The following is a 23,251-nucleotide window of genomic DNA, read 5'->3' as shown; positions in this document are numbered from 1 at the left end:
CCCAAAAGGTCCGCGTCAGCCCGTTAGCGCACCCGCGCCGGATTGCCCATCACCGTCACCCCCGCTGGCACATCCCGACTCACCACGCTGCCCGCACCGATGATCGCGTTATCCCCCACCGTCACCCCCGGCAGGATGATCGCCCCGCCACCAATCCAGACGTTGCAGCCGATCGTCACCGGCTTGCCGCTCTCCAGTCCGCTGCGGCGGACATCCGGATCCCGTGGGTGGTCCGCCGCATAGATCTGCACCGCCGGCCCGATCTGGCAGTCGTCGCCGATGCTCACCCTGCAGATATCGAGGATCACGCAGTTGAAATTCATGAAGACGTTGGCACCCAGCTCGATGTTGTAGCCGTAGTCGCAATAGAACGGTGGCCGGATCACCGCGCCGCGCCCGACCTTGGCGAAGTGCTCGACGAGAAGGCCATGGCGCTGCTCGTTGAGCAGGTCGGCGGAGTCGTTGTAGCGCTGCATCCAGTGCTTGTTGGCGATCTGCTCGGCTTGCAGCTCCGGGCAGGTGGCGCGGTACAACTGGCCGGTGAGCATCTTCTGTTTTTCGCTAAGGTCCATTGGCCATCACTCCTGGCTGATCTATCGGCTGGCAAAGTCTATCCTCTGTCCGATCATGACCGACTCGCTGCCAGAAAGATCCCCAAGGAGCTTCGATGAAACGCAGTCTCACCCTTCTCGCCGTTGCCATCGCCTTCGCGGCAGCCGGTGGCGGTTATCTGTATGTGCAAGGCAAGCAGCCACAACGGGACGGCGAGATCGCCCTGGCGAAGCTCCAGGCGCCGGTCAGCATGCGCTACGACGAGCGCGGCGTGCCGCATATCCAGGCGCAGAACGAGATCGACCTGTACCGCGCCCTGGGCTACGTGCATGCCCAGGACCGCCTGTTCCAGATGGAGATCACCCGGCGCCTGGCCCGCGGCGAGCTGGCCGAGGTGCTGGGGCCGAAGATGGTCGCCACCGACACCCTGTTCCGCAGCCTGCGCATCGGCGAGCAGGCGCAGGTCATGGTCGATCGCCAGGACAAGCAGTCACCTGCGTGGAAGGCGTTGCAGGCTTACCTCGAAGGGGTCAATGCCTGGCAGGACTCGCACCCGCGGCCGATGGAGTTCGACGCACTGGGCATCAGCCCGCGCCCCTTCACCGCCCAGGACACCCTGAGCATCGCCGGCTTCATGGCCTACAGCTTCGCCGCCGCCTTCCGCACCGAACCGCTGCTGACCTACGTCCGCGACCATCTCGGCGAACAGTACCTGAAGGTGTTCGACCTCGACTGGCATCCCGACGGCGTGCTGCAACGCGCCCCGGCGCTGGCGGACGCCGACTGGAAATCCCTCGGGCAACTGGCCCAGGTCAGCCAACAGGCCTTCGGCGAAGCCGGCCTGCCGCAGTTCGAAGGCAGCAACGCCTGGGCGGTCAGCGGCAGTCGCACCCGCAGCGGCAAGCCGTTGCTGGCCGGCGACCCGCATATCCGCTTCTCGGTGCCGGCGGTATGGTACGAGGCCGAGCTGTCGGCACCAGGCTTCCATCTGTACGGCTATCACCAGGCGCTCAACCCGTTTGCCTCGCTCGGGCACAACCGTGAATTCGGCTGGAGCCTGACCATGTTCCAGAACGACGACGTCGACCTGATCGCCGAGAAGATCAACCCGGACAACCCGGACCAGGTCATGGTCCATGGCCAGTGGCAGCCGCTGACCCGTAGCGAGCAGCGGATCAAGGTCAAGGGTGAAGCCGACCAGACCGTGACCCTGCTGCGCTCGCCCCATGGCCCGATCGTCAACAAGGTGCTGGGCCAGGACGCAGGTCCGACGCCGATTGCCATGTGGTGGGCCTTCCTGGAAAGTGCCAACCCGATCCTCGACGGTTTCTACGAGATCAACCGCGCCAGTAGCCTGGACGCCATGCGCAGTGCGGTGCAGAAGGTCCAGGCACCGGGCCTCAACTTCGTCTGGGCCAACACCCGCGGCGATATCGGCTGGTGGGCGGCGGCGGCCTTGCCGATCCGGCCGGAGGGCGTGAACCCGGCGTTCATCCTCGATGGCAGCACGGGGCAGGCGGACAAGTCCGGCTTCTACCCGTTCAGCGCCAACCCGCAGTCGGAGAACCCGGCCAGCGGCTACATCGTCTCGGCCAACTTCCAGCCGCAATCGCCCAGCGGCGTGGCGATTCCCGGCTACTACAACCTGCCGGACCGCGGTCGCCAGCTGGACCGACAACTGGCCGACGACCAGGTCAAATGGGACCTGCAAAACAGCCAGGCCCTGCAACTGGGCACCGCCACCGACTACGGCCCGCGCACCCTAGGCCCGCTGCTGCCGGTGCTGCGCCAGGTGGTGCAGGACCAGCAGGGTCGCGAACTGGTGGAGCAACTGGCCGCCTGGCGCGGCGACTATCCGCTGGCCTCGGTCAGCGCCACGCTGTTCAACCAGTTCCTCTATGAGCTGGCCTTTGCCGCGATGCACGACGAACTGGGCGATGCCTGGTTCCAGGCGCTGATCTCGACCCGGGTGATCGACGACGCCCTGCCACGCCTGGCCGCCGATGCGGATTCGCCGTGGTGGAACAGCGAGGGCAGCAGCGAACGCGGCAGTCGCACGGCGGTGGTCAGGCAGGCGTGGGACAAGACCCTGGCGCACCTGGGCGAAACGCTTGGCAAGGATCCGTCCGGCTGGCAGTGGGGCAAGGCGCATACCCTGACCCACGGGCATCCGCTGGGTATGCAGAAGCCGTTGGACAAGCTGTTCAATGTCGGGCCGTTCGCCGCACCGGGGACCCATGAGGTGCCGAACAACCTATCGGCGAAGATCGGCCCGGCGCCATGGCCGGTGACTTATGGGCCTTCAACGAGGCGACTGATCGACTTCGCCGATGCGGGGACGGCGTTGAGCATCAATCCGGTGGGGCAGAGCGGGGTGTTGTTCGATCGGCATTACAGCGATCAGGCCAGGCCGTATATCGAGGGGAAATACCAGCGGGCCTGGTTGGGGTTGGCGGGGGAGACGGAGGGGACTTTGAGGCTGGTGCCGGGCAAATAGCTGTCGGTTGATCTTGAGGGCCCTATCGCTGGCAAGCCAGCTCCCACAGGGATCGTGTGGGAGCTGCCAGCGATAGGGTCTCAGCTCAAGCTTGAGCCGGACGCCGCACTTCCGGCTGTTTCCAGCCATCGGCAGCCGCTTCCTCGATCGCCTGCTGGATCGCGCGCTTGCGGCGTTCCTCGGCACGGCGGCTGAAGTACCAGACCAGGAAGGTCGCCATCGACACCGCCAGCAGGATCAGGCTGGCCACGGCGTTGATCTCGGGCTTCACGCCCAGGCGCACCGCGGAGAACACTTCCATCGGCAGGGTGGTGGAACCCGGGCCGGACACGAAGCTCGCCAGTACCAGGTCATCCAGCGACAGGGCGAAGGACATCATGCCGCCCGCCGCCAGCGAAGGCGCGATCATCGGGATGGTGATCAGGAAGAACACCTTCCACGGCCGCGCGCCAAGGTCCATGGCCGCTTCCTCGATGGACAGGTCCAGTTCGCGCAGGCGGGCCGACACCACCACCGCCACATAGGCGGCGCAGAACGTGGTGTGGGCGATCCAGATGGTGACGATACCGCGCTCCTGCGGCCAGCCAATCATCTGCGCCATGGCCACGAACAGCAGCAGCAACGACAGACCGGTGATCACCTCGGGCATGACCAGCGGCGCGGTGACCAGGCCACCGAACAGGGTACGGCCTTTGAAGCGGGTGACCCGGGTCAGCACGAAGGCCGCCAGGGTACCCAGCGCCACCGCGGCGATCGCGGTGTAGCAGGCGATCTCCAGCGAGCGCATCACCGAACCCATCAGCTGGGTGTTGTCCAGCAGGCCGACGTACCACTTCACCGACCAGCCGCCCCACACCGTCACCAGCTTGGAGGCGTTGAACGAGTAGATCACCAGGATCAGCATCGGCAGGTAGATGAACAACAGGCCGAGGACCAGCATTACATTGGAAAATCCGACACGCTTCATGCCCGGCCCTCCATCTCTTTCGCCTGGCTGCGGTTGAACAGCAGGATCGGCACGATCAGGATCGCCAGCATCACTACCGCCAGGGCCGAGGCCACCGGCCAGTCGCGGTTGTTGAAGAACTCCTGCCAGAGCACCTTGCCGATCATCAGGGTCTCCGGACCACCAAGCAGCTCAGGAATCACGAACTCGCCCACCACCGGGATGAACACCAGCATGCAGCCGGCGATGATGCCGTTCTTGGACAGCGGCACGGTGATCTTCCAGAAGCTGTTGAAGCGGCTCGAACCCAGGTCCGACGCGGCTTCCAGCAGGCTCTGGTCATGCTTCACGAGGTTGGCGAACAGCGGCAGGATCATGAACGGCAGGTACGAATAGACCACGCCGATGTACACCGCCAGGTTGGTGTTGAGGATCTGCAGCGGCTGGTCGATCACGCCCAGCCATTGCAGGAAGGCGTTGAGCAGGCCGTTGTTGCTGAGGATGCCCATCCACGCATAGACACGGATCAGGATCGCGGTCCAGGTCGGCATCATGATCAGCAGCAGCAGGACGGTCTGGATGTCCTTGCGCGCATTGGCGATGGCGTAGGCCATCGGGTAACCGATCAGCAGGCACAGCAGGGTGCTGAAGAAGGCCATCTTCAAAGAGCCCAGGTAGGCCGAGATGTACAGCTCGTCCTCGGTCAGCAGGCCGTAGTTGGCCAGGTTGAGCACGACCTGGATCTTGTCCTCGACGTAGCTGTAGATCTCCGTGTACGGCGGGATCGCCACGTCCGCTTCGGCGAAGCTGATCTTCAGGACGATGAAGAACGGCAGCATGAAGAACAGGAACAGCCAGAGGAACGGGATGCCGATGACGACATGCCGCCCTTCAGGCGTCACGCGATTGAGCGCTCGCTTGAGCTTGCGCATGTTCATGAGCGCAGTACCACGCCGCTGTCGTCTTCCCACCAGACGTAGACTTCGTCGCCCCAGGTCGGACGCGAGCCCTGGCGTTCGGCGTTGGCGACGAAGGACTGGACGATCTTGCCGCTCGGCAGCTCGACGTAGAACACCGAGTGGCCGCCCAGGTAGGCGATGTCGTGGACCTTGCCGCGCGACCAGTTGTATTCGCAGGTCGGCTGTTGCGCGGTGACCAGCAGTTTTTCCGGACGCAGTGCATAGGTGATCGACTTGTCTTCCACCGAGGTGGTGACACCGTGACCGACGTAGATGTTGCGCTCCAGCTCGGGGCTGGCGATGCGGGCATGGCCCTCGGCGTCGTCGACCACTTCACCGTCGAACAGGTTGACGTTGCCGATGAACTCGCAGACCAGGCGGCTGGTCGGGGTCTCGTAGACGTCGATCGGGCTACCGATCTGGGCGATCCAGCCCAGGTGCATGATGGCGATGCGCTGGGCCATGGTCATGGCCTCTTCCTGGTCGTGGGTCACCATCACGCAGGTCACGCCGACCCGCTCGATGATCTCCACCAGTTCCAGTTGCATCTGCGAACGCAGTTTCTTGTCCAGCGCGCCCATCGGCTCGTCGAGCAGCAGCAGCTTGGGACGCTTGGCCAGCGAGCGGGCCAGGGCCACGCGCTGGCGCTGGCCGCCGGACAGCTGATGAGGCTTGCGCTTGGCGTACTGGGTCATGTGCACCAGCTTGAGCATCTCGGCCACGCGGGCCTCGATCTCGGCCTTGGGCATCTTGTCCTGCTGCAGGCCGAAGGCGATGTTCTGCGCCACGGTCATGTGCGGGAACAGCGCGTAGGACTGGAACATCATGTTGATCGGCCGCTCGTAAGGCGGCATGTCGGTGATGTCGACGCCATCGAGGAAAATGCGCCCTTCGGTCGGACGCTCGAAACCGGCCAGCATGCGCAGCAGGGTCGATTTACCCGAGCCGGAGCCGCCGAGCAGGGCGAAGATCTCGCCCTTCTTGATTTCGAGGGAGACATCGTCCACCGCGACGGTTTCGTCGAACTTCTTCGTGACCCTATCGATCTTGACCAGCACCTGCTTGGGTTGCTGGTCGCCTTCGAGGGCTTTCTTATAGGCGCCGGAGGCAACTGCCATTTGTGAAACTCCCAACAGAATGTTCTGCACCCGCCCCTGCCGTGGCGGGTCCGGATTTTTTATTTACCCGTCTTGACCGAAGTCCAGGTACGGGTCATCAAACGCTGCACTTTGGGCGGTAACTCGGAATTGACGTAAAGCTTGTCGATCACATCCTGCGAGGGGTAGACCGCAGGGTCCTTGCGTACATCCTGGTCCATCAGGTCGCCAGCCTTGGGGTTCGGGTTGGCGTAACCAACGTAATCGCTGACCTGGGCGATAACCTCAGGTTCAAGCAGATAGTTGATGAAGGCATGGGCCTCCTTGACGTTCTTGGCATCCTTGGGGATGGCCAGCATGTCGAACCAGAGGTTGCCTCCCTCCTTGGGAATCACATAGGCCACGTTCACGCCCTTGCCGGCTTCTTCGGCACGGGCCTTGGCCTGGAACACATCACCGGAGAAGCCGGCGGCCACGCAGATGTCGCCGTTGGCCAGGTCCGAGATGTACTTGGACGAGTGGAAATAGGTCACGTAGGGACGGATGGCGAGGAGCTTTTCCTCGGCCTGCTTGTAGTCCTTCGGATCCTGGCTGTTGGGGTCGAGCCCGAGGTAGTTGAGCATCGCCGGCAGCATTTCGTCCGCCGAATCGAGGAAGGCGACGCCGCAGCTGGAGAGTTTCTTGATGTTCTCCGGCTCGAACAGCACGGCCCAGGAATCGATCTTGTCGGTGCCGAGCACCGCCTTGACCTTCTCGACGTTGTAGCCGATGCCGTTGGTGCCCCACAGGTACGGCACGGCGTACTGGTTGCCCGGGTCGTTGCGCTCCAGGCGCTTGAGCAGGGCCGGATCGAGGTTGTTCCAGTTCGGCAACTGGGCGCGGTCGAGCTTCTGGAACGCGCCGGCCTTGATCTGCTTGCCGAGGAAATGGTTGGACGGCACCACCACGTCGTAGCCGGTGCGACCGGCCAGCAGCTTGCCTTCCAGGGTTTCGTTGGAATCGAAAACGTCATACAGCGGCTTGATGCCGCTGGACTTCTCGAAGTCCGCGAGGGTGGTCTGGCCGATGTAGTCCGACCAGTTGTAAATGTGCACCGTGGGCGCCGCTTGGACGCTGCAAGCCAGCGTCAGACCCGCTCCAGCCATGACGGCCTTGCGAAATACGGAAATAGACAAGTGGGAGGTCCTCTACATTAGTGCCCGTGTGGCGTGCGGCAGAAATGACTGCCGGATCACCGAACCGGCGCGCAACTTACCTTCGATACACCCTTGCAGCAAAAAAATTTTATGTTGCAGCCGTCAAGGACGCGGCTTTCGCCGCGCCCCGAGGCATGCGTCGGCTTATTTGCCCGACTTGATCTTGGTCCAGCTACGGGTGATCAGGCGCAGGGTCTGTGGATCCTGGTCGCTGATTGCGTACAGTTGCTTCTTCACTTCGGCAGACGGGTAGATGCTCGGGTCGCCGGAGATGTCTTTCTCGACCAGCGGCGTGGCGGCCTTGTTGCCGTTCGGGAAGCGCACGGCGTTGGTGATCTCGGCCATGATTTCCGGCTGCATCAGGAAGTCCATCCACTTGTAGGCGGCGTCGACGTTCTCGGCGTCCTTCGGAATGGCTACCATGTCGTAGAAGGTGCCGGCACCTTCCTTCGGAATGACGTAGTCCAGTTTCACCTTGTCGCCCGCTTCGTGGGCACGGGCCTTGGACTGCTCCAGATCACCCGAGTAGCCCACGGCCACGCAGATGTTGCCGTTGGCCAGGTCCGAGATGTACTTGGACGAGTGGAAGTAGGCGATCGATGGACGAACCTTGAGGAACAGGTCTTCGGCGGCCTTCAGGTCAGCCTTGTCCTTGCTCGCGGTCGGCTTGCCCAGGTAGTGCAGCGCGGCCGGGATCATTTCGGTCGGGGCATCGAGGAAGCTCACGCCGCAGCTCTTCAGCTTGGCGATGTTCTCCGGCTTGAACACCACGTCCCACGAGTCGATCTTGTCCACGCCCAGCGCAGCCTTGACCTTCTCCGGGTTGTAGCCGATGCCGATGGAGCCCCACATGTACGGGAAGGCGTGCTTGTTGCCCGGGTCGCTGGCATCGCCGACGGCCTTGAGCAGGTCTTCGTCGAGGTTCTTCCAGTTAGGCAGCTTGGACTTGTCCAGCTCCTGGTAGACGCCGGCCTTGATCTGCTTGGCCAGGAAGTTGTTCGACGGCACGACCACGTCGTAGCCGGACTTGCCTGCCAGCAGCTTGGCTTCCAGGGTCTCGTTGCTGTCGAAGACGTCGTAGACGACCTTGATGCCGGTCTGCTTCTCGAACTTGGCAACGGTCTCCGGGGCGATGTAGTCGGACCAGTTGTAGACGTGGAGAACCTTGTCGTCCGCGTGAACAGCACTAGCCACCATCCCGGCGAGGGATGCGGCCAACAGCGTCTTGCCGATTTTCTTCATGCGTATTGCTCCAGAATTTTTATAAAGCCATCTGTTCAGCGGCCGGCCCTGTCTGCGCCGCGACTGAAACAGTCGCTAGTCTGGCAAGATCCAAGGCGCTCTTTCAACGCCTTGGCATGCCGCAAAGCCACTACGCCAGCCTAGCAGGTGCTCAGCGCAGCGCTTCCAGAGTCAGGTCCAGGCACTTGCGGGCCTTTTCCACCAGTTCGTCGATCTCTTCGCGCGTGATCACCAGCGGCGGCGCGATGATCATGGTGTCGCCTACCGCGCGCATGATCAGGCCGTTGTCGAAGCAGAACTGGCGGCAGATCATGCCGACGGCCTTGCCTTCGTAACGGCTGCGGGTGGCCTTGTCCTTGACCAGCTCGATCGCGCCGAGCATGCCCAGGCCGCGGACCTCGCCCACCAGCGGGTGGTCGTTCAGCTCGCGCAGACGCTTTTGCAAATAAGGTGCCGTTTCCTCGCGAACGCGCTCGACGATCTTCTCATCGCGCAGGATCCGCAGGTTCTCCAGGCCCACTGCTGCTGCCACCGGGTGGCCGGAGTAGGTGAAGCCGTGGTTGAAGTCACCGCCCTCGCCGAGGACCCTGGCCACTTCGTCACGAACGATCACACCACCCATGGGGATGTAACCGGAGGTCAGGCCCTTGGCGATGGTCATCAGGTCGGGCTTGAGGTCGTAATAGTCGGAGCCGAACCATTCGCCGGTACGGCCGAAGCCGCAGATCACTTCGTCGGCGACGAACAGGATGTCGTGACGGGCGAGGATCTCCTTGATCTTCGGCCAGTAGCTGTCTGGCGGGATGATCACGCCGCCAGCGCCCTGGATCGGCTCGGCGATGAAGGCGGCGACGTTGTCCACGCCGACTTCGAGGATCTTCTTCTCCAGTTGCTCGGCGGCCCAGATGCCGAATTCCTCGGGGCTCTTGTCGCCGCCCTCGCCGAACCAGTACGGCTGCGGAATGTGGACGATGCCCGGGATCGGCAGGTCGCCCTGCTCGTGCATGCCCGACATGCCGCCCAGGCTGGCACCGGCCACGGTGGATCCGTGGTAGCCGTTGACCCGGCCGATGATCACCTTCTTCTGCGGCTTGCCTTTCAGCGCCCAGTAGTGACGGACCATGCGCAGCACGGTGTCGTTGCCTTCGGAACCGGAACCGGTGAAGAACACATGGCTCATGCCCGCCGGGGCCACGTCGGAGATGGCCTTGGCCAACTCCAGTGCCGGTGGGTGAGCGGTCTGGAAGAACAGGTTGTAGTACGGCAGCTCGCGCATCTGCTTGCTCGCCGCCTCGGCCAGCTCTTCACGCCCGTAACCGACCGCCACGCACCACAGGCCGGCCATGCCGTCGAGGATCTTGTGGCCCTCGCTGTCCCACAGGTGCACGCCCTGGGCCTTGGTGATGATCCGCGGCCCCTTCTCCTGCAACTGCTTGTAGTCGCTGAAGGGCGCCAGGTGATGATCACGACTCAGGTCCTGCCACTCGCGGGTTTGCGGGTTCTTGACGCTCATGTGCTTCTCCGATTGCTGGCGGCCGCGCTCCTGCGGCCCCGGGGTTTATCAGACCGCGAACAGCAGGAACTCACGCTCCCACGAGCTGATCACGCGCTTGAAGTTTTCATGCTCGGCGCGTTTGGTCGCGACGTAGCCGGCAATGAATTTCTTGCCCAGATAGGCCTCCAGCGCACGGCAGTTCTCCATGCGTTCCAGGGCGTCCTCGATGGTCAGCGGCAGGCGCAGGTTACGCCGTTCGTAGCCACGACCCTGGACCGGTGCGCTGGCATTCACGCCCTCGACCATGCCGATATAGCCACACAGCAGGCTGGCGGCGATCGCCAGGTACGGGTTGGCATCGGCGCCGGGCAGGCGGTTTTCCACACGGCGGTTCTGCGGGCCGGCATCCGGTACGCGCAGGCCGACGGTACGGTTTTCCTCGCCCCACTCCACGTTGACCGGCGCCGAGGTGTCGGGCAGGAAGCGGCGGAACGAGTTGACGTTGGGGGCGAACAGCGGCAGCACCTCGGGGATGAACTTCTGCAATCCGCCGATGTGATAGAGGAACAGCTCGCTCATGCTGCCGTCTTCGTTGGAGAAGATGTTCTTGCCGGTCTTCACGTCGATGATGCTCTGGTGCAGGTGCATCGCACTGCCCGGCTCGCCGGTCATGGGCTTGGCCATGAAGGTGGCGGCGACGTTGTGCTTGAGCGCGGCCTCGCGCATGGTGCGCTTGAACACCAGGATCTGGTCGGCCAGGGACAGGGCATTGCCGTGACGGAAGTTGATTTCCATCTGCGCGGTGCCGTCCTCGTGGATCAGCGTGTCGAGGTCGAGATTCTGCAGCTCGCACCAGTCATAGACGTCCTCGAACAGCGGGTCGAATTCGTTGGCGGCCTCGATGGAGAACGACTGGCGACCGGTTTCCGGGCGGCCGGAGCGACCAACGGGCGGTTGCAGCGGGAAGTCCGGGTCTTCGCAGCGCTTGGTCAGGTAGAACTCCATCTCCGGCGCCACGATCGGTTGCCAGCCCTTGTCGGCGTAGAGTTTCAAAACCTTCTTGAGCACGTTGCGCGGCGACAGCTCGACCGGGTTGCCCTTCTTGTCGTAGGTATCGTGGATGACCTGGGCGGTCGGCTCGATGGCCCACGGCACGAGGAACACGGCGTTTTCGTCGGGGCGGCAGACCATGTCGATGTCGGCAGGGTCGAGCAGTTCGTAATAGATGTCGTCATCGACGTAGTCGCCGGTCACGGTCTGCAGCAGGACGCTTTCGGGCAGACGCATGCCTTTTTCGGCGATGAACTTGTTGGTCGGCGAGATCTTGCCGCGGGTGATGCCGGTCAGGTCGCTGATCAGGCATTCGACTTCGGTGATCTTGTGCTCTTTCAGCCAATCGGTGAGCTGGTCGAGATTGCTGCTACTCATACATACCTCGGGAGGTAAACGCCTGGACGGTGGTCAGGAGGCCCATGGCAGGCCTTCCCCAGCATTCTGGATGCCCCGGCAAGGCAAAGCAAAAGCCGCGCGGGAAGAATGCGTCTCCGTCATCCGACCGGATGCGGGGGAGCCGACTATAGTCATGAAAGGCAGTATGAGAGGGTGAATCTTTCGGGAACACGTCGCCTTGGCCGTCAACTATTTTGGCCGGATTGAACGCTACGGGCAGGTAGCGATCGCTGCTCGCGAAAGTGGCGCTCGGGCCAGTCCACACGGGACGGCCGCTCTCGCCGTTGATCGGCAGGCGTAACATGTAACCCCCGGTATTATTGATGTTATGGGTTGCGACCGAGCTTAGCCTTGTTCATTTTTTTACACAACACCCCCGTAAAAAATAAAATACGGCTTTCTCGATTCCGCTCTTGCGCGACGAAAGCCGCCCTTGTCGATGCCCTTAATTGCAGCAAAAATGCCGCCATGGTGCCTTTTTAGGGCATCATGTGGCTTGCTTGACTTCACTCGGGCTTTCCGTTTGACTGGGCCTGCAAGCCCCACTTGATTGATATTTTTAACAACAAAGGTGTTGCATCATGTCGGTACCCCCGCGTGCCGTTCAGCTTAACGAAGCGAACGCGTTCCTTAAGGAACATCCTGAGGTTCTCTACGTTGACCTTCTGATTGCAGATATGAATGGTGTGGTGCGTGGCAAGCGCATCGAGCGCACCAGCCTCCACAAGGTTTACGAGAAAGGCATCAACCTGCCCGCCTCCCTCTTCGCCCTGGATATCAACGGCTCCACCGTCGAAAGCACCGGCCTTGGCCTGGACATCGGCGACGCCGACCGGATCTGCTATCCGATCCCGGGCACCCTGTCCAACGAACCCTGGCAGAAGCGCCCGACCGCGCAGCTGCTGATGACCATGCACGAGCTCGAAGGCGAGCCGTTCTTCGCCGACCCGCGTGAAGTCCTGCGCCAGGTGGTGAGCAAGTTCGACGAACTGGGCCTGACCATCTGCGCCGCGTTCGAGCTGGAGTTCTACCTGATCGACCAGGAGAACGTGAACGGGCGTCCACAGCCGCCACGCTCGCCGATCTCCGGCAAACGCCCGCAATCGACCCAGGTCTACCTGATCGATGACCTCGATGAATATGTCGACTGCCTCCAGGACATCCTCGAAGGTGCCAAGGAGCAGGGCATCCCTGCTGACGCCATCGTCAAGGAAAGTGCCCCGGCGCAGTTCGAAGTGAACCTGCACCACGTCGCCGACCCGCTGCGCGCCTGCGACTACGCGGTATTGCTCAAGCGCCTGATCAAGAACATCGCCTACGACCATGAGATGGACACCACCTTCATGGCCAAGCCGTACCCGGGCCAGGCGGGCAATGGTCTGCACGTGCATATCTCGGTGCTGGACAAGGATGGCAAGAACATCTTCACCAGTGAGGATCCCGAGCAGAACGCCGCGCTGCGTCACGCGATCGGCGGTGTGCTCGAGACCCTGCCCGCCTCGATGGCGTTCCTCTGCCCGAACGTCAACTCGTACCGTCGTTTCGGTGCGCAGTTCTATGTGCCGAACGCACCGAGCTGGGGTCTGGACAACCGTACCGTGGCCCTGCGCGTACCGACCGGTACTGCCGATGCCGTGCGCATCGAGCACCGCGTTGCCGGCGCCGACGCCAACCCGTACCTGCTGATGGCCGCCGTGCTGGCGGGTGTTCACCACGGCCTGACCAACAAGATCGAGCCGAGCACACCCGTGGAAGGCAATGCCTACGAGCAGGTCGAGCAGAGCCTGCCGAACAACCTGCGCGATGCCCTGCGCGAGCTGGACGATAGCGAGATCCTCAACAAGTACATCGATCCGAAGTACATCGACATCTTCGTCGCGTGCAAGGAGAGTGAGCTTGAGGAGTTCGAGCACTCCATCTCGGACCTTGAGTACAACTGGTACCTGCACACCGTGTAATTGAAAACACCGCAGCCCCCTGTGGGAGCGGGCTTACCCGCGATTACGATAGTGAATCCACTGACGTAATCGCGGGTGAACCCGCTCCCACAGGGGGCTGCGGTGTTTTTATAGGGCTTTTTCGAAGATCTTCGAATTGCGCTGGTAGTTGTACAGCGACGCCCGCGCCGCCGGCAGCCGCTCTACCCCGCTCGGCACGAAACCACGCTCACGGAACCAGTGCGCCGTCCGCGTAGTAAGCACGAACAGGGTCTTCAGGCCCATCTCCCGCGCCCGCTCCTCGATCCGCTCCAGCAGGTCATCGCCACGCCCGCCATGGCGATACTCCGGGTTCACCGCCAGGCAAGCCAGCTCGCCCGCATCGGAATCGGCAATCGGATACAGCGCCGCACAGGCAATGATCGTGCTTTCCCGCTCCACCACGCTGAACTGCTCGATCTCCCGTTCCAGCACCTCGCGGGAACGACGCACCAGGATGCCCTGCTCTTCCAGCGGGCTGATCAGTTCCAGCAAGCCACCGACATCCTCGATCGCCGCCTCGCGCACCAGTTCGAACTGCTCCTGCGCCACCAGCGTACCGCCACCACCGCGGGTGAACAGCTCGTTGAGCAGCGCACCGTTTTCCACGTAGCTGACGATATGACTGCGCGCCACGCCGCCACGGATGGCCTCCGCCGCGGCATCCAGCAGCTCGCCTTGGTAATCGTTGCCCAGGCGCTCCAGGTGCGGCGCCACCTGCTGCGGGCGAATCTCCTTCACCAGCTTGCCGTTGGCATCCAGCAGCCCCGGCTCGGCCCCGAACAGCAGCAGCTTGTCCGCGCCCAGCTCGATGGCCGCGCGGGTGGCGACGTCTTCGCAGGCGAGGTTGAAGATTTCGCCGGTCGGCGAATAGCCCAGCGGCGACAGCAGCACGATCGAACGCTCGTCCAGCAGGCGGCCGATACCCTTGCGGTCGACCCGGCGCACTTCGCCGGTGTGGTGGTAATCGACACCCTCGACCACGCCGATCGGCCGCGCAGTCACCAGGTTGCCCGAGGCCACCCGCAGGCGCGCGCCCTGCATCGGCGAGTTGGCCATGTCCATCGACAGGCGCGCCTCGATGGCAATGCGCAGTTGCCCCACGGCGTCGATCACGCACTCCAGGGTGGCCGCGTCGGTGATGCGCAGCCCGTGATGGTAATGGGCGCTCAGGCCACGGGCGGCCAGGCGGCTTTCGATCTGCGGACGGGAACCGTGCACCAGGACGAGGCGAACCCCGAGGCTGTGCAGCAGCACCAGGTCGTGGACGATATTGCCGAAGTTGGGGTGTTCGACCCCGTCTCCCGGGAGCATGACCACGAAGGTGCAGTCCCGGTGGGCATTGATATAGGGAGAAGCGTGACGCAGCCAGTTGACGTATTCGGGCATGACCTGAGCCTGTAAGGATTAAAACAAGAACGGAACGGCACACAGCGCTCGAAGGGTTATCGTCGCAACAGGCAAGGCGTCACACGCGTTCTCCTCTATTGAGAAAAGGACTGGCCTCAGGCCGGGCCGAGGCAGTAATGCTGGATCAGTTCACGCAACAGACGCACTGTAGGCGCCAGGCGTGACAGTTCAAGGTACTCGCCGGGCTGGTGGGCGCAGGCGATGTCACCGGGGCCGAGCACGATGGTCTCGCAGCCCAGGCGCTGAAGATAAGGCGCTTCGGTGCCGAAGGCTACTGCTGCGGCCGCATGACCGGTAAGACGTTCGGCCAGTTGCACCAGTTCCCCTTCCGCGTTCTGCTCGAACGGCGGCACTTCGGGGAACAGCGGCGCATAGTCGATCCGTACCTGGTGCTGCTCGGCCAGCAGCGCCAGCTTGCTGCGGATCGCAGCGCGCAGCACCTGCGGGTCCATGCCCGGCAGCGGCCGCAGGTCGAACTCCAGGGCGCACTGGCCGCAAATGCGGTTGGGGTTGTCGCCACCATGGATGCAGCCGAAGTTCATGGTCGGTTGCGGCACCGTGAACTGGGCGTTGTTGTATTCGCGCTGCCATTGCCGACGCAGGTCCATCATCGCGCCCATGACGTCATGCATGGCTTCCAGGGCGCTGTGGCCGAGGGAAGGATCCGACGAATGGCCACTGCGTCCGAGGATGTCGATGCGCTCCATCATCACGCCCTTGTGCAGGCGGATCGGCTTGAGCCCGGTCGGCTCGCCGATCACCGCCGCGCGCCCCAGCGGCCGTCCGGCCTCGGCCAGGGCGCGGGCGCCGGACATGGAGCTTTCCTCGTCGCAGGTGGCCAGGATCAGCAGCGGCTGCCTGAACGGCTGGTCGAGCAACGGCAGGACCGCCTCGATGATCAACGGGAAGAAGCCCTTCATGTCGCACACGCCCAGCCCGACCCAGCGATCACCGTCCTCGGTGAGGGTCAGCGGGTCGCTTTTCCACAGTTGCGGATCGTACGGCACGGTGTCGCTGTGCCCGGCCAGCACCAGGCCGCCGGGACCGCTGCCGAAGCTGGCGAGCAGGTTGAACTTGCCCGGGGTGACCTGCTGGATCTCGCAGGCGAAACCCAGGTCGCCGAGCCAGGTGGCGAGCAGGTCGATCACCGCGCGATTGGACTGGTCCAGATCCGGTTGGGTACAACTGACCGAAGGCGCCGCGATCAGCGCGGCGAACTGGTCCTTGAGCGATGGCAGCGACATGCGCGTTCTCCTGGAAACGAGGCCCATCATAGGGCCATCGGGTTGCATGAATAAACCGTCGGCGAGCGACTCCTGTACACTGCACGGCCAAGACGTACCCCGCCCTTCCAGCCTGGTTACCCGGCAATGAATAAAGAAACCGAAATCAAACTGCGCATCAGCCGCGAGACCCTCGCCGCGCTGCGCGAACACCCGTTGCTGAAAAAGCGCAACAAATCCGGCTGGCAGCAGCGCGAACTGCTCAACCAGTACTTCGACACCCCGGAACGCGATCTGTCCGCGGCCAAGGTGGCCCTGCGCCTGCGCCGTGACGGCGACGTGGTGATCCAGACCCTGAAGACCCGCGGCAACAGCGTCGCCGGCCTGTCCGAGCGCAACGAGTTCCAGTGGGAGCTGCCCAAGGCCAAGCTCGACCTGAAGAAGCTCGACGATACCTGCTGGCCGGCCGCCCTGGCCGAGCTGGACAAGAAGACCATCAAGCCGCTGTTCACCACCGATTTCGTCCGCGAATACGCCGATATCGCCTGGGGCCGCGGCAAGTCCAAGGTGTTCATCGAAGCGGCCCTGGACCTCGGCACCGTCAGCGCTGGCAAGCAGAAGGAAGAAATCTGCGAGCTGGAGCTGGAACTGCGCGAAGGCGAGCCGGAAGCCCTGCTGGAACTGGCCGCCGAGCTGGCGGCGAGCCTGCCGCTGTTCCCCTGCGACATCAGCAAGGCCGAGCGCGGCTACCGCCTGCTCGATCCGGCCAGCTACCACGTCAACCTGCAGGCCCCCGAGCTGAACGCGGAAATGTCGCTGGACGACGCCTTCGCGGCCATCGCCTGGCATCTGCTCGCCAGCAGCCAGCGCCTCGCCGAGCAGTTCCACCACACCGGCCACTGGCGCCTGCTGCAGGACTGGGTGCAGAACCTCGGCGAACTGCGCGCCCTGGCCAGCAGCCTCGGCCAGGCCGCTCCGCGCGCCACCACCCGTGAGCTGCGCAACGTCCTCGACGCCCTGCTGGAAGACTGGCGCACCCTGGTACTGGCCGGCAACGACGACGAAGACGTGCGCCGCGCCGCCCCCGAGCAGTTCGCCGACGAGCTGCTGGACACCCGCTGGGGCCAGTTCTCCCTGGATACCTCGCGCTGGCTGCTGGCCCGCGGCTGGACCGTCGAGCGCAACAAGCGCGGCGACCGCCAGGGCGCGGCACAGTTGGTCAACTGGCTGACCGTGGAACTGGGCGACGAAGCCAAGGCCCTGCAACTGCCGCTGTACCAGCAGCAGCCGGAAGACCTCGCCGAACAGCTGCCACGCATCGAGCGCCTGCTGGCCTGGCTGCACTACGCACGCAATGTGCTGGAAGTGCCGGAGCTGGACCGCCTGTACGGTGAACTGGTCAAGCTGCAACACCTGGCCAACCAGCCGATCAGCGACGAAATCCTCGACGCCCGCGTGCACCAGACATTCGCCGTCGCGCAATGCCGCGCCTGGAAACAGCTGGCACGCAAGTAAGCCGTTTCGGGGCTGCTTCACGGCCCCTGCTCGCGCAAGGCCGCGAAGCAGCCCCAATGGCTTGATGACTCAACGCAAGACCGGCAGGCTGGTGGTCGACTTGATCTCCGACAGCGCCACGGTCGAGTTGACCTCCTGGATCCCCGGCACCAGCGACAGCTTCTCGAAGAAAAAGCGCTCGTAGGCCTCGATATCCGGGGTGACGATGCGCAGCAGAAAATCCACCGCCCCCATCAGCACATAGCACTCCAGCACTTCCGGAAAGCCGCGGATCGCCTCGGTGAACTCGGCGAAGTTGGAACGACCGTGGGCGTTGAGCTTTACCTCGGCGAAGATCTGCGTGTTCAGACCGATCTTCTTACGGTCCAGCAGGGTCACCTGGGCGCGGATCACCCCCTCCTCCTTGAGCCGCTGGATTCGTCGCCAGCACGGCGACTGCGACAAGCCGACCTTCTCGGCAATTTGAGCGCTGGACAGCGAAGCGTCGTCCTGCAACAGGGCCAGAATGCGGCGATCATAGGCGTCCAGCTCGCTTTGCATGATTATTCCCCCTTATCGCTATCCAGCGAATTGAACAATTCGAAAAAATGCCACAGCGGCTAATGATAGAAAAACAATCTCCGCTTTGCCGTGCAAAGATTCCTGCACCGCTTCCGGAGATATCCCATGACCGCACTCGAACGCCCTGACTATTTCGCCGCCCCGCGACTGCCTGCTGCCGACAGCCTTGGCGCAGACAACAACAAGGTGCGCTACCACTACCAGCTGCAGGTCGAAGCGGAATCCGACAGCCTGTGCCGCATCCTCAACCTGTTCGCCCTGCAATGCCTGCTGCCCTCCGGTGTGCAGATGCGCCAGCAGGCTGACCTGCTGCAGGTGGAGATCGCCATCGATGGTTTGAGCTGGCATCGCGCCCAGCTCATCGAACAGAAGATGCGCAACCTGATCTGCGTGTGCGAAGTGGTTCTGCGTACCGCGTTGCTGTCCGCCGATAGTCACGGACAAACCCGGAAAAGCTTCTGAAGCGGCGTCCGGCGGTACCGCGACTAGCCTTGGCAGTCCTACCATTGCACAAGGACGTCGCACATGGATCGCCGCCTGGACCTGTTCCAGCTGCTGGACACCCTGATTGCCCAGGGCTGCGTCAGCCCCGCATCGCGCCAGCGCTTCACTCCCGGAGCGCTGGATGCCCATCCCCTGGAAACCCTCGCCAGCCAGCGCCTGGATGACCTGCGCCAACCTGGCCAGGTGTTCGACCTCGACCGCCTCTGCCAGTGGCTGGCAGAGCAGGCGGGCCAGCCCTTCCTGCGCCTCGACCCGCTGCACCTCGACCTGGCCGGCATGAGCGGCCTGATGTCCGCCGCCTTCGCCCGTCGCCACGGTATCCTCGCCGTGGCGCAGACGGCCGACAGCGTCACCGTGGCCAGTGCCGAGCCATGGCTGCGCGGCTGGGAGGCGGACCTTGCCCAGGTCCTCAAGCGCAGGGTGATCCGGGTACTCGCCAGCCCGTTGCTGATTCGCCAGCTCAGCCAGGACATCTTTCACCTGGCCCGCTCGGTCAGCGGCGCCAGCCACCTGGACATGCCCACGCCAGCCGCTGGCGACCTGGAACAGTTGCTGGAACTGGGCGAGGGGCAGCACGACGCCGACGACGCGCATATCGTCAGCATCGTCGACTGGCTGCTGCAGTACGCCTTCGAGCAGCGCGCCAGCGATATCCACCTCGAACCGCGGCGCGAGCAGGGCCAGTTGCGCCTGCGCATCGACGGCGTGCTGCACGATGCCTACCCGTTCCCACCGGCAGTGACCCTGGCCATCACCAGCCGCCTGAAGCACCTCGGGCGGATGAACGTCGCGGAAAAGCGCCGGCCCCAGGATGGCCGGATCAAGACCCGTTCGCCCACCGGAGATGAAGTCGAATTGCGCCTGTCGACCTTGCCCACGACCTTCGGCGAAAAGCTGGTGATGCGCATCTTCGACCCGCACCTGCTACAACGCGACTGCCGTGCCCTGGGCCTGGACGGCACGGCGCTGGAGCGCTGGCAGACAATGCTGCGCCGGCCGCACGGCATCATCCTGGTCACCGGGCCGACCGGGTCTGGCAAGACCAGCACCCTGTACAGCGCGCTCAAGCAACTGGCCACGCCGCAGGTCAATGTCTGCACCCTGGAAGACCCGATCGAGATGGTCGAGCCGTCGTTCAACCAGACCCAGGTCCAGCCGGGCATCGGCCTCGACTTCGCCAACGGCGTACGTGCCCTGCTGCGCCAGGACCCGGACATCATCATGGTCGGCGAGATCCGCGACCTGGAAACCGCGCAGGTGGCGATCCAGGCGGCGCTGACCGGGCACCTGGTGCTGTCCAGCCTGCATACCAACGATGCCTGCGGGGCGATCGGGCGGTTGCTGGAACTAGGGGTTGCTCATTATTTGCTCAAGGCGACGCTGGTGGGGGTGATGGCGCAGCGGCTGGTGCGGGTTCTTTGTCCCGGGTGCAAGACGGGGTGCGGCTGCCGGGAATGCAGGCAGACCGGCTACCGTGGGCGCACCGGTGTATATGAGGTACTGGAGCTGGGGGATGGGCTCAGGGCGCTGATCGGGGCGGAATGCGATGTGCAGGCGCTGCGGCGACGGGCGCGGTAGCTCGGGATGGAGGGGTTGCGTGAAGCCGGGGAGCGCAAGGTCGCCGACGGGGTCACGAGCATGAGTGAGGTCGACCTGATCTCGGTGTAATGCCTGAAACGCCCAATCGCCGACAAGCCAGCGATTGGGCATTTTCAAAAGCTGTTTTCAAGCTCAGCGATAGTCCTCCACCGGCACACAGGCACAGAACAGGTTCCGATCCCCGTACACGTTGTCCACCCGGTTCACCGCCGGCCAATACTTGTGCGCCCGGGCATGGGCACTCGGCGCCACCGCCTGTTCCAGGCTGTACGGCCGGTCCCACACCCCGAGCACATCCGCCAGGGTGTGCGGTGCGCGCTTGAGCGGGTTGTCCTCTGCCGGCCAGTTGCCGTTCTGCACCTCGGCGATCTCCGCACGGATGCTCAGCATCGCCTCGACGAAGCGGTCCAGCTCGGCCTTGGGTTCGCTCTCGGTCGGCTCGACCATCAGCGTCCCCGGCACCGGGAACGACATGGTCGGCGCATGGAAGCCATAGTCCATCAGGCGCTTGGCCACATCCTCCTCGCTGATCCCGGTCGCTGCCTTGAGCGGCCGCAGGTCGAGGATGCATTCATGGGCAACGCGCGCGTTACGCCCGCGATACAGCACCGGGAACGCTCCGCCCAGGCGTTCGGCCAGGTAGTTGGCGGAGAGGATGGCCACCTCGCTGGCATCCGCCAGTTGCGGCCCCATCATGGCGATGTACATCCAGCTGATCGGCAGGATGCTCGCACTGCCCCAGGGCGCGGCGCTGACCGCCGTGTTCTGCGGGTCCGGCCCTGGCACCGGAACCACCGGGTGGCTGGCGACGAACGGCGCCAGGTGTGCGCGCACGCCGATCGGGCCCATGCCCGGGCCGCCACCGCCGTGGGGAATGCAGAAGGTCTTGTGCAGGTTCATGTGCGAGACATCGGCACCGATATCCGCCGGCCGCGCCAGGCCTACCTGGGCATTGAGATTGGCGCCGTCCATGTAGACCTGGCCGCCATGGCTGTGGATAACCTCGCAGATCTCGCCGATGCCCTCCTCGTACACGCCGTGGGTCGACGGGTAGGTGGCCATCAGGCACGACAGCCGCTCCCCTGCCTCCCTGGCCTTGGCCTTGAGGTCTTCCAGGTCGACGTTGCCGGCGTTGTCACAGGCGACGATCACCACCTGCATCCCGGCCATCTGCGCCGACGCCGGGTTGGTGCCGTGGGCCGAAGCGGGGATCAGGCAGATGTCGCGCTGCCCCTGCTGACGGCTCTGGTGGTACTTGCGGATCGCCAGCAACCCGGCGTACTCGCCCTGGGCGCCGGAGTTGGGCTGCATGCAGATGGCATCGAAGCCGGTGATCGCGCACAACCAGCTTTCCAGCTCGTCGATCAGCGCCTTGTAGCCTGCGGCCTGTTCCACCGGGACGAAGGGGTGCAACTCGGCGAAGCCAGGCCAGGTGATCGGGATCATCTCGCTGCTGGCATTGAGTTTCATGGTGCAGGAGCCCAGCGGGATCATCGACTGGTTCAGGGCCAGGTCCTTGTTCTCCAGCTGCTTGAGGTAGCGCAGCATCTCGGTTTCGCTGTGGTGCAGGTTGAACACCGGGTGGGTCAGGTAGCCGGAGCTTCGCAGCAGCGCGTCGGGGATGCCGGCGGGCAGGTCCTCGCCGTCCAGGTCTTCCACCCGCAGGCCGTGGTCGACGCCGAGGAAGATATCGAACAGGCGCAGCACGGTGCTCTCGTCGCAGGTCTCGTCGAGGCTCACGCCGAGGTGGCCGCGACCGAGGATGCGCAGGTTGATCCGCGCGGCTTCGGCACTCTGGATGATCGCGGTCTGGCTGCCGCCGACGTCCAGCGTCAGGGTGTCGAAGAAGTGCGCGTTGAGACGCTTCACGCCGTTGCGCTCAAGCCCGGCGGCCAGGATCGTGGTCAGCCGGTGCACCCGCTGGGCGATGCGCCGCAGCCCGTCAGGCCCGTGATAGACGGCATAGAAGCCGGCAATGTTGGCCAGCAGGACCTGGGCGGTGCAGATGTTCGAGTTGGCCTTCTCGCGGCGGATGTGCTGTTCGCGGGTCTGCAGGGCCATGCGCAGCGCCAGGTTGCCGCGGGCGTCCTTGGACACGCCGATGATGCGTCCCGGCATGGCTCGCTTGAACTCGTCGCGGCAGGCGAAGTAGGCGGCATGCGGGCCACCGTAGCCCATGGGCACGCCGAATCGCTGGGTCGAGCCGAGCACCACATCGGCGCCCTGCTCGCCCGGCGGGGTCAACAGCAACAGGCTGAGCAGGTCGGCGGCGACGCAGGCGATGGCCTGCTGGCCGTGCAGGTGCTGGATGGCGGGGCGCAGGTCATGCACGCCGCCGTGGGTATTGGGGTAATGCAACAGGGCGCCGAACACATCGTGCTGGTCGAGGTTGTCCAGGGCGTCGATCACCAGTTCGAAGCCGAAGCCTTCGGCCCGGGTCTGCAGCACCGAGAGCGTCTGCGGATGGCAATGCTCGTCGGCGAAGAAGCGGTTGCTGCGCGACTTGCTGACCCGCTTGGCCAGGGCCATGGCTTCGCCGGCGGCGGTGGCTTCGTCGAGCAGCGAGGCATTGGCCAGGTCGAGGCCGGTGAGGTCGATGACCATCTGCTGGAAGTTCAGCAGGGCCTCCAGGCGGCCTTGGGCGATTTCCGGCTGGTAGGGCGTGTAGGCGGTATACCAGCCCGGGTTTTCCAGGACATTGCGCAGGATCACCGTCGGCGTACGGGTGCCGTGGTAGCCCATGCCGATCAGGCTGGTCCAGCGCTGGTTCTGCTCGGCATAGCCACGCAGGCACTCCAGCGCGGCCTGCTCATCGAGCGCCGGCGGCAGGGCCAGGGGGCGGTTGAAGCGGATGGCCGGCGGCACGGTCTGCTCGATCAGCTCGGTACGACTGGCGACGCCCAGGGCATCGAGCATCGCTTGCTGCTCGGCGGCATCGGGGCCGAGGTGACGGCGCAGGAACGGATTGGGGTCGTGCAGTTGGCTCAGGGACGGCAACAGGGACATAGCGGCTCTCTCTTCCTAGACCAA

At 64.1% G+C, this 23,251-nt stretch carries 16 protein-coding genes and 1 pseudogene; 5 read left to right on the top strand and 12 right to left on the bottom strand.

Features of this window, described 5'->3' with window-relative positions:
* Nucleotides 1-23: 23 nt before the first annotated feature.
* Entirely contained in the window at nt 24-572 is a 549-nt protein-coding gene (locus V0R59_RS06700; RefSeq protein ID WP_330073681.1) for a sugar O-acetyltransferase, read from the bottom strand.
* 95 nt (nt 573-667) lie between these two features.
* Here V0R59_RS06700 and V0R59_RS06695 point away from each other — a divergent pair, with 95 nt between their 5' ends.
* Complete coding sequence (locus V0R59_RS06695) at nt 668-3,049, top strand: penicillin acylase family protein (RefSeq protein WP_330073682.1); 2,382 nt, start codon at nt 668-670, stop codon at nt 3,047-3,049.
* Between the two features lie 85 nt (nt 3,050-3,134).
* Here the strand turns inward: V0R59_RS06695 and V0R59_RS06690 are convergent, their stop codons facing one another.
* From V0R59_RS06690 to V0R59_RS06660, 7 genes are all read right to left on the bottom strand, one after another.
* On the bottom strand, nt 3,135-4,016 hold the full coding sequence (locus V0R59_RS06690) for an ABC transporter permease subunit (RefSeq protein ID WP_330073683.1): 882 nt from the start codon (nt 4,014-4,016) through the stop codon (nt 3,135-3,137).
* Nucleotides 4,013-4,933 (bottom strand): ABC transporter permease subunit, encoded by a 921-nt coding sequence (locus tag V0R59_RS06685; RefSeq protein WP_330073684.1) that lies wholly within the window; start codon nt 4,931-4,933, stop codon nt 4,013-4,015. The genes V0R59_RS06690 and V0R59_RS06685 overlap by 4 nt, the downstream gene beginning before the upstream one ends.
* Entirely contained in the window at nt 4,930-6,072 is a 1,143-nt protein-coding gene (locus tag V0R59_RS06680) for an ABC transporter ATP-binding protein (RefSeq protein ID WP_330073685.1), read from the bottom strand. Before V0R59_RS06680 ends, V0R59_RS06685 begins: the two co-directional genes overlap by 4 nt.
* 59 nt (nt 6,073-6,131) lie before the next feature.
* Nucleotides 6,132-7,226: a polyamine ABC transporter substrate-binding protein gene (locus V0R59_RS06675; RefSeq protein ID WP_330073686.1), complete on the bottom strand. Its 1,095-nt coding sequence runs from the start codon at nt 7,224-7,226 to the stop codon at nt 6,132-6,134.
* A gap of 165 nt (nt 7,227-7,391) precedes the next feature.
* Nucleotides 7,392-8,489, bottom strand: coding sequence for a polyamine ABC transporter substrate-binding protein (locus tag V0R59_RS06670; RefSeq protein WP_330073687.1), 1,098 nt, complete (start codon nt 8,487-8,489; stop codon nt 7,392-7,394).
* 151 nt (nt 8,490-8,640) lie between these two features.
* Entirely contained in the window at nt 8,641-10,002 is a 1,362-nt protein-coding gene (locus V0R59_RS06665) for an aspartate aminotransferase family protein (protein WP_330073688.1), read from the bottom strand.
* A gap of 48 nt (nt 10,003-10,050) precedes the next feature.
* Entirely contained in the window at nt 10,051-11,412 is a 1,362-nt protein-coding gene (locus V0R59_RS06660; protein ID WP_330073689.1) for a glutamine synthetase family protein, read from the bottom strand.
* A 602-nt stretch (nt 11,413-12,014) separates the two neighbouring features.
* Here V0R59_RS06660 and V0R59_RS06655 point away from each other — a divergent pair.
* Nucleotides 12,015-13,391: a glutamine synthetase family protein gene (locus tag V0R59_RS06655; protein WP_330073690.1), complete on the top strand. Its 1,377-nt coding sequence runs from the start codon at nt 12,015-12,017 to the stop codon at nt 13,389-13,391.
* A 108-nt stretch (nt 13,392-13,499) separates the two neighbouring features.
* On the opposite strand, the gene argA is transcribed toward V0R59_RS06655, so the two are convergent.
* Together argA and argE are read right to left on the bottom strand one after the other, a co-directional pair.
* A complete protein-coding gene (argA, locus tag V0R59_RS06650; protein ID WP_330073691.1) occupies nt 13,500-14,798 on the bottom strand; it encodes an amino-acid N-acetyltransferase in 1,299 nt (432 codons plus the stop codon).
* A 116-nt stretch (nt 14,799-14,914) separates the two neighbouring features.
* Nucleotides 14,915-16,063: an acetylornithine deacetylase gene (gene argE, locus V0R59_RS06645; RefSeq protein WP_330073692.1), complete on the bottom strand. Its 1,149-nt coding sequence runs from the start codon at nt 16,061-16,063 to the stop codon at nt 14,915-14,917.
* A gap of 126 nt (nt 16,064-16,189) precedes the next feature.
* On the opposite strand from argE, the gene V0R59_RS06640 reads away from it, so the two are divergent.
* Complete coding sequence (locus tag V0R59_RS06640) at nt 16,190-17,557, top strand: CYTH domain-containing protein (protein ID WP_330073693.1); 1,368 nt, start codon at nt 16,190-16,192, stop codon at nt 17,555-17,557.
* Between the two features lie 69 nt (nt 17,558-17,626).
* Here V0R59_RS06640 and V0R59_RS06635 read toward each other — a convergent pair whose 3' ends face one another.
* Nucleotides 17,627-18,097, bottom strand: coding sequence for an Lrp/AsnC family transcriptional regulator (locus V0R59_RS06635; protein WP_316920481.1), 471 nt, complete (start codon nt 18,095-18,097; stop codon nt 17,627-17,629).
* Between the two features lie 126 nt (nt 18,098-18,223).
* On the opposite strand from V0R59_RS06635, the gene V0R59_RS06630 reads away from it, so the two are divergent.
* On the top strand, nt 18,224-18,580 hold the full coding sequence (locus V0R59_RS06630; protein ID WP_330073694.1) for a hypothetical protein: 357 nt from the start codon (nt 18,224-18,226) through the stop codon (nt 18,578-18,580).
* 63 nt (nt 18,581-18,643) lie between these two features.
* Nucleotides 18,644-20,290 (top strand): annotated as a pseudogene (locus tag V0R59_RS06625) (GspE/PulE family protein).
* Nucleotides 20,291-20,353: 63 nt separating this feature from the next.
* On the opposite strand, the gene gcvP reads toward V0R59_RS06625, so the two are convergent.
* Nucleotides 20,354-23,227, bottom strand: coding sequence for an aminomethyl-transferring glycine dehydrogenase (gene gcvP / locus V0R59_RS06620; protein ID WP_330073695.1), 2,874 nt, complete (start codon nt 23,225-23,227; stop codon nt 20,354-20,356).
* Nucleotides 23,228-23,251 lie beyond the last annotated feature (24 nt).

This window comes from Pseudomonas ulcerans (assembly GCF_036324125.1).
GTDB classification, from domain to species: domain Bacteria; phylum Pseudomonadota; class Gammaproteobacteria; order Pseudomonadales; family Pseudomonadaceae; genus Aquipseudomonas; species Aquipseudomonas ulcerans.
Note: the sequence above shows the minus strand (reverse complement) of the source record. Positions and strands in the feature narration are given on the sequence as shown.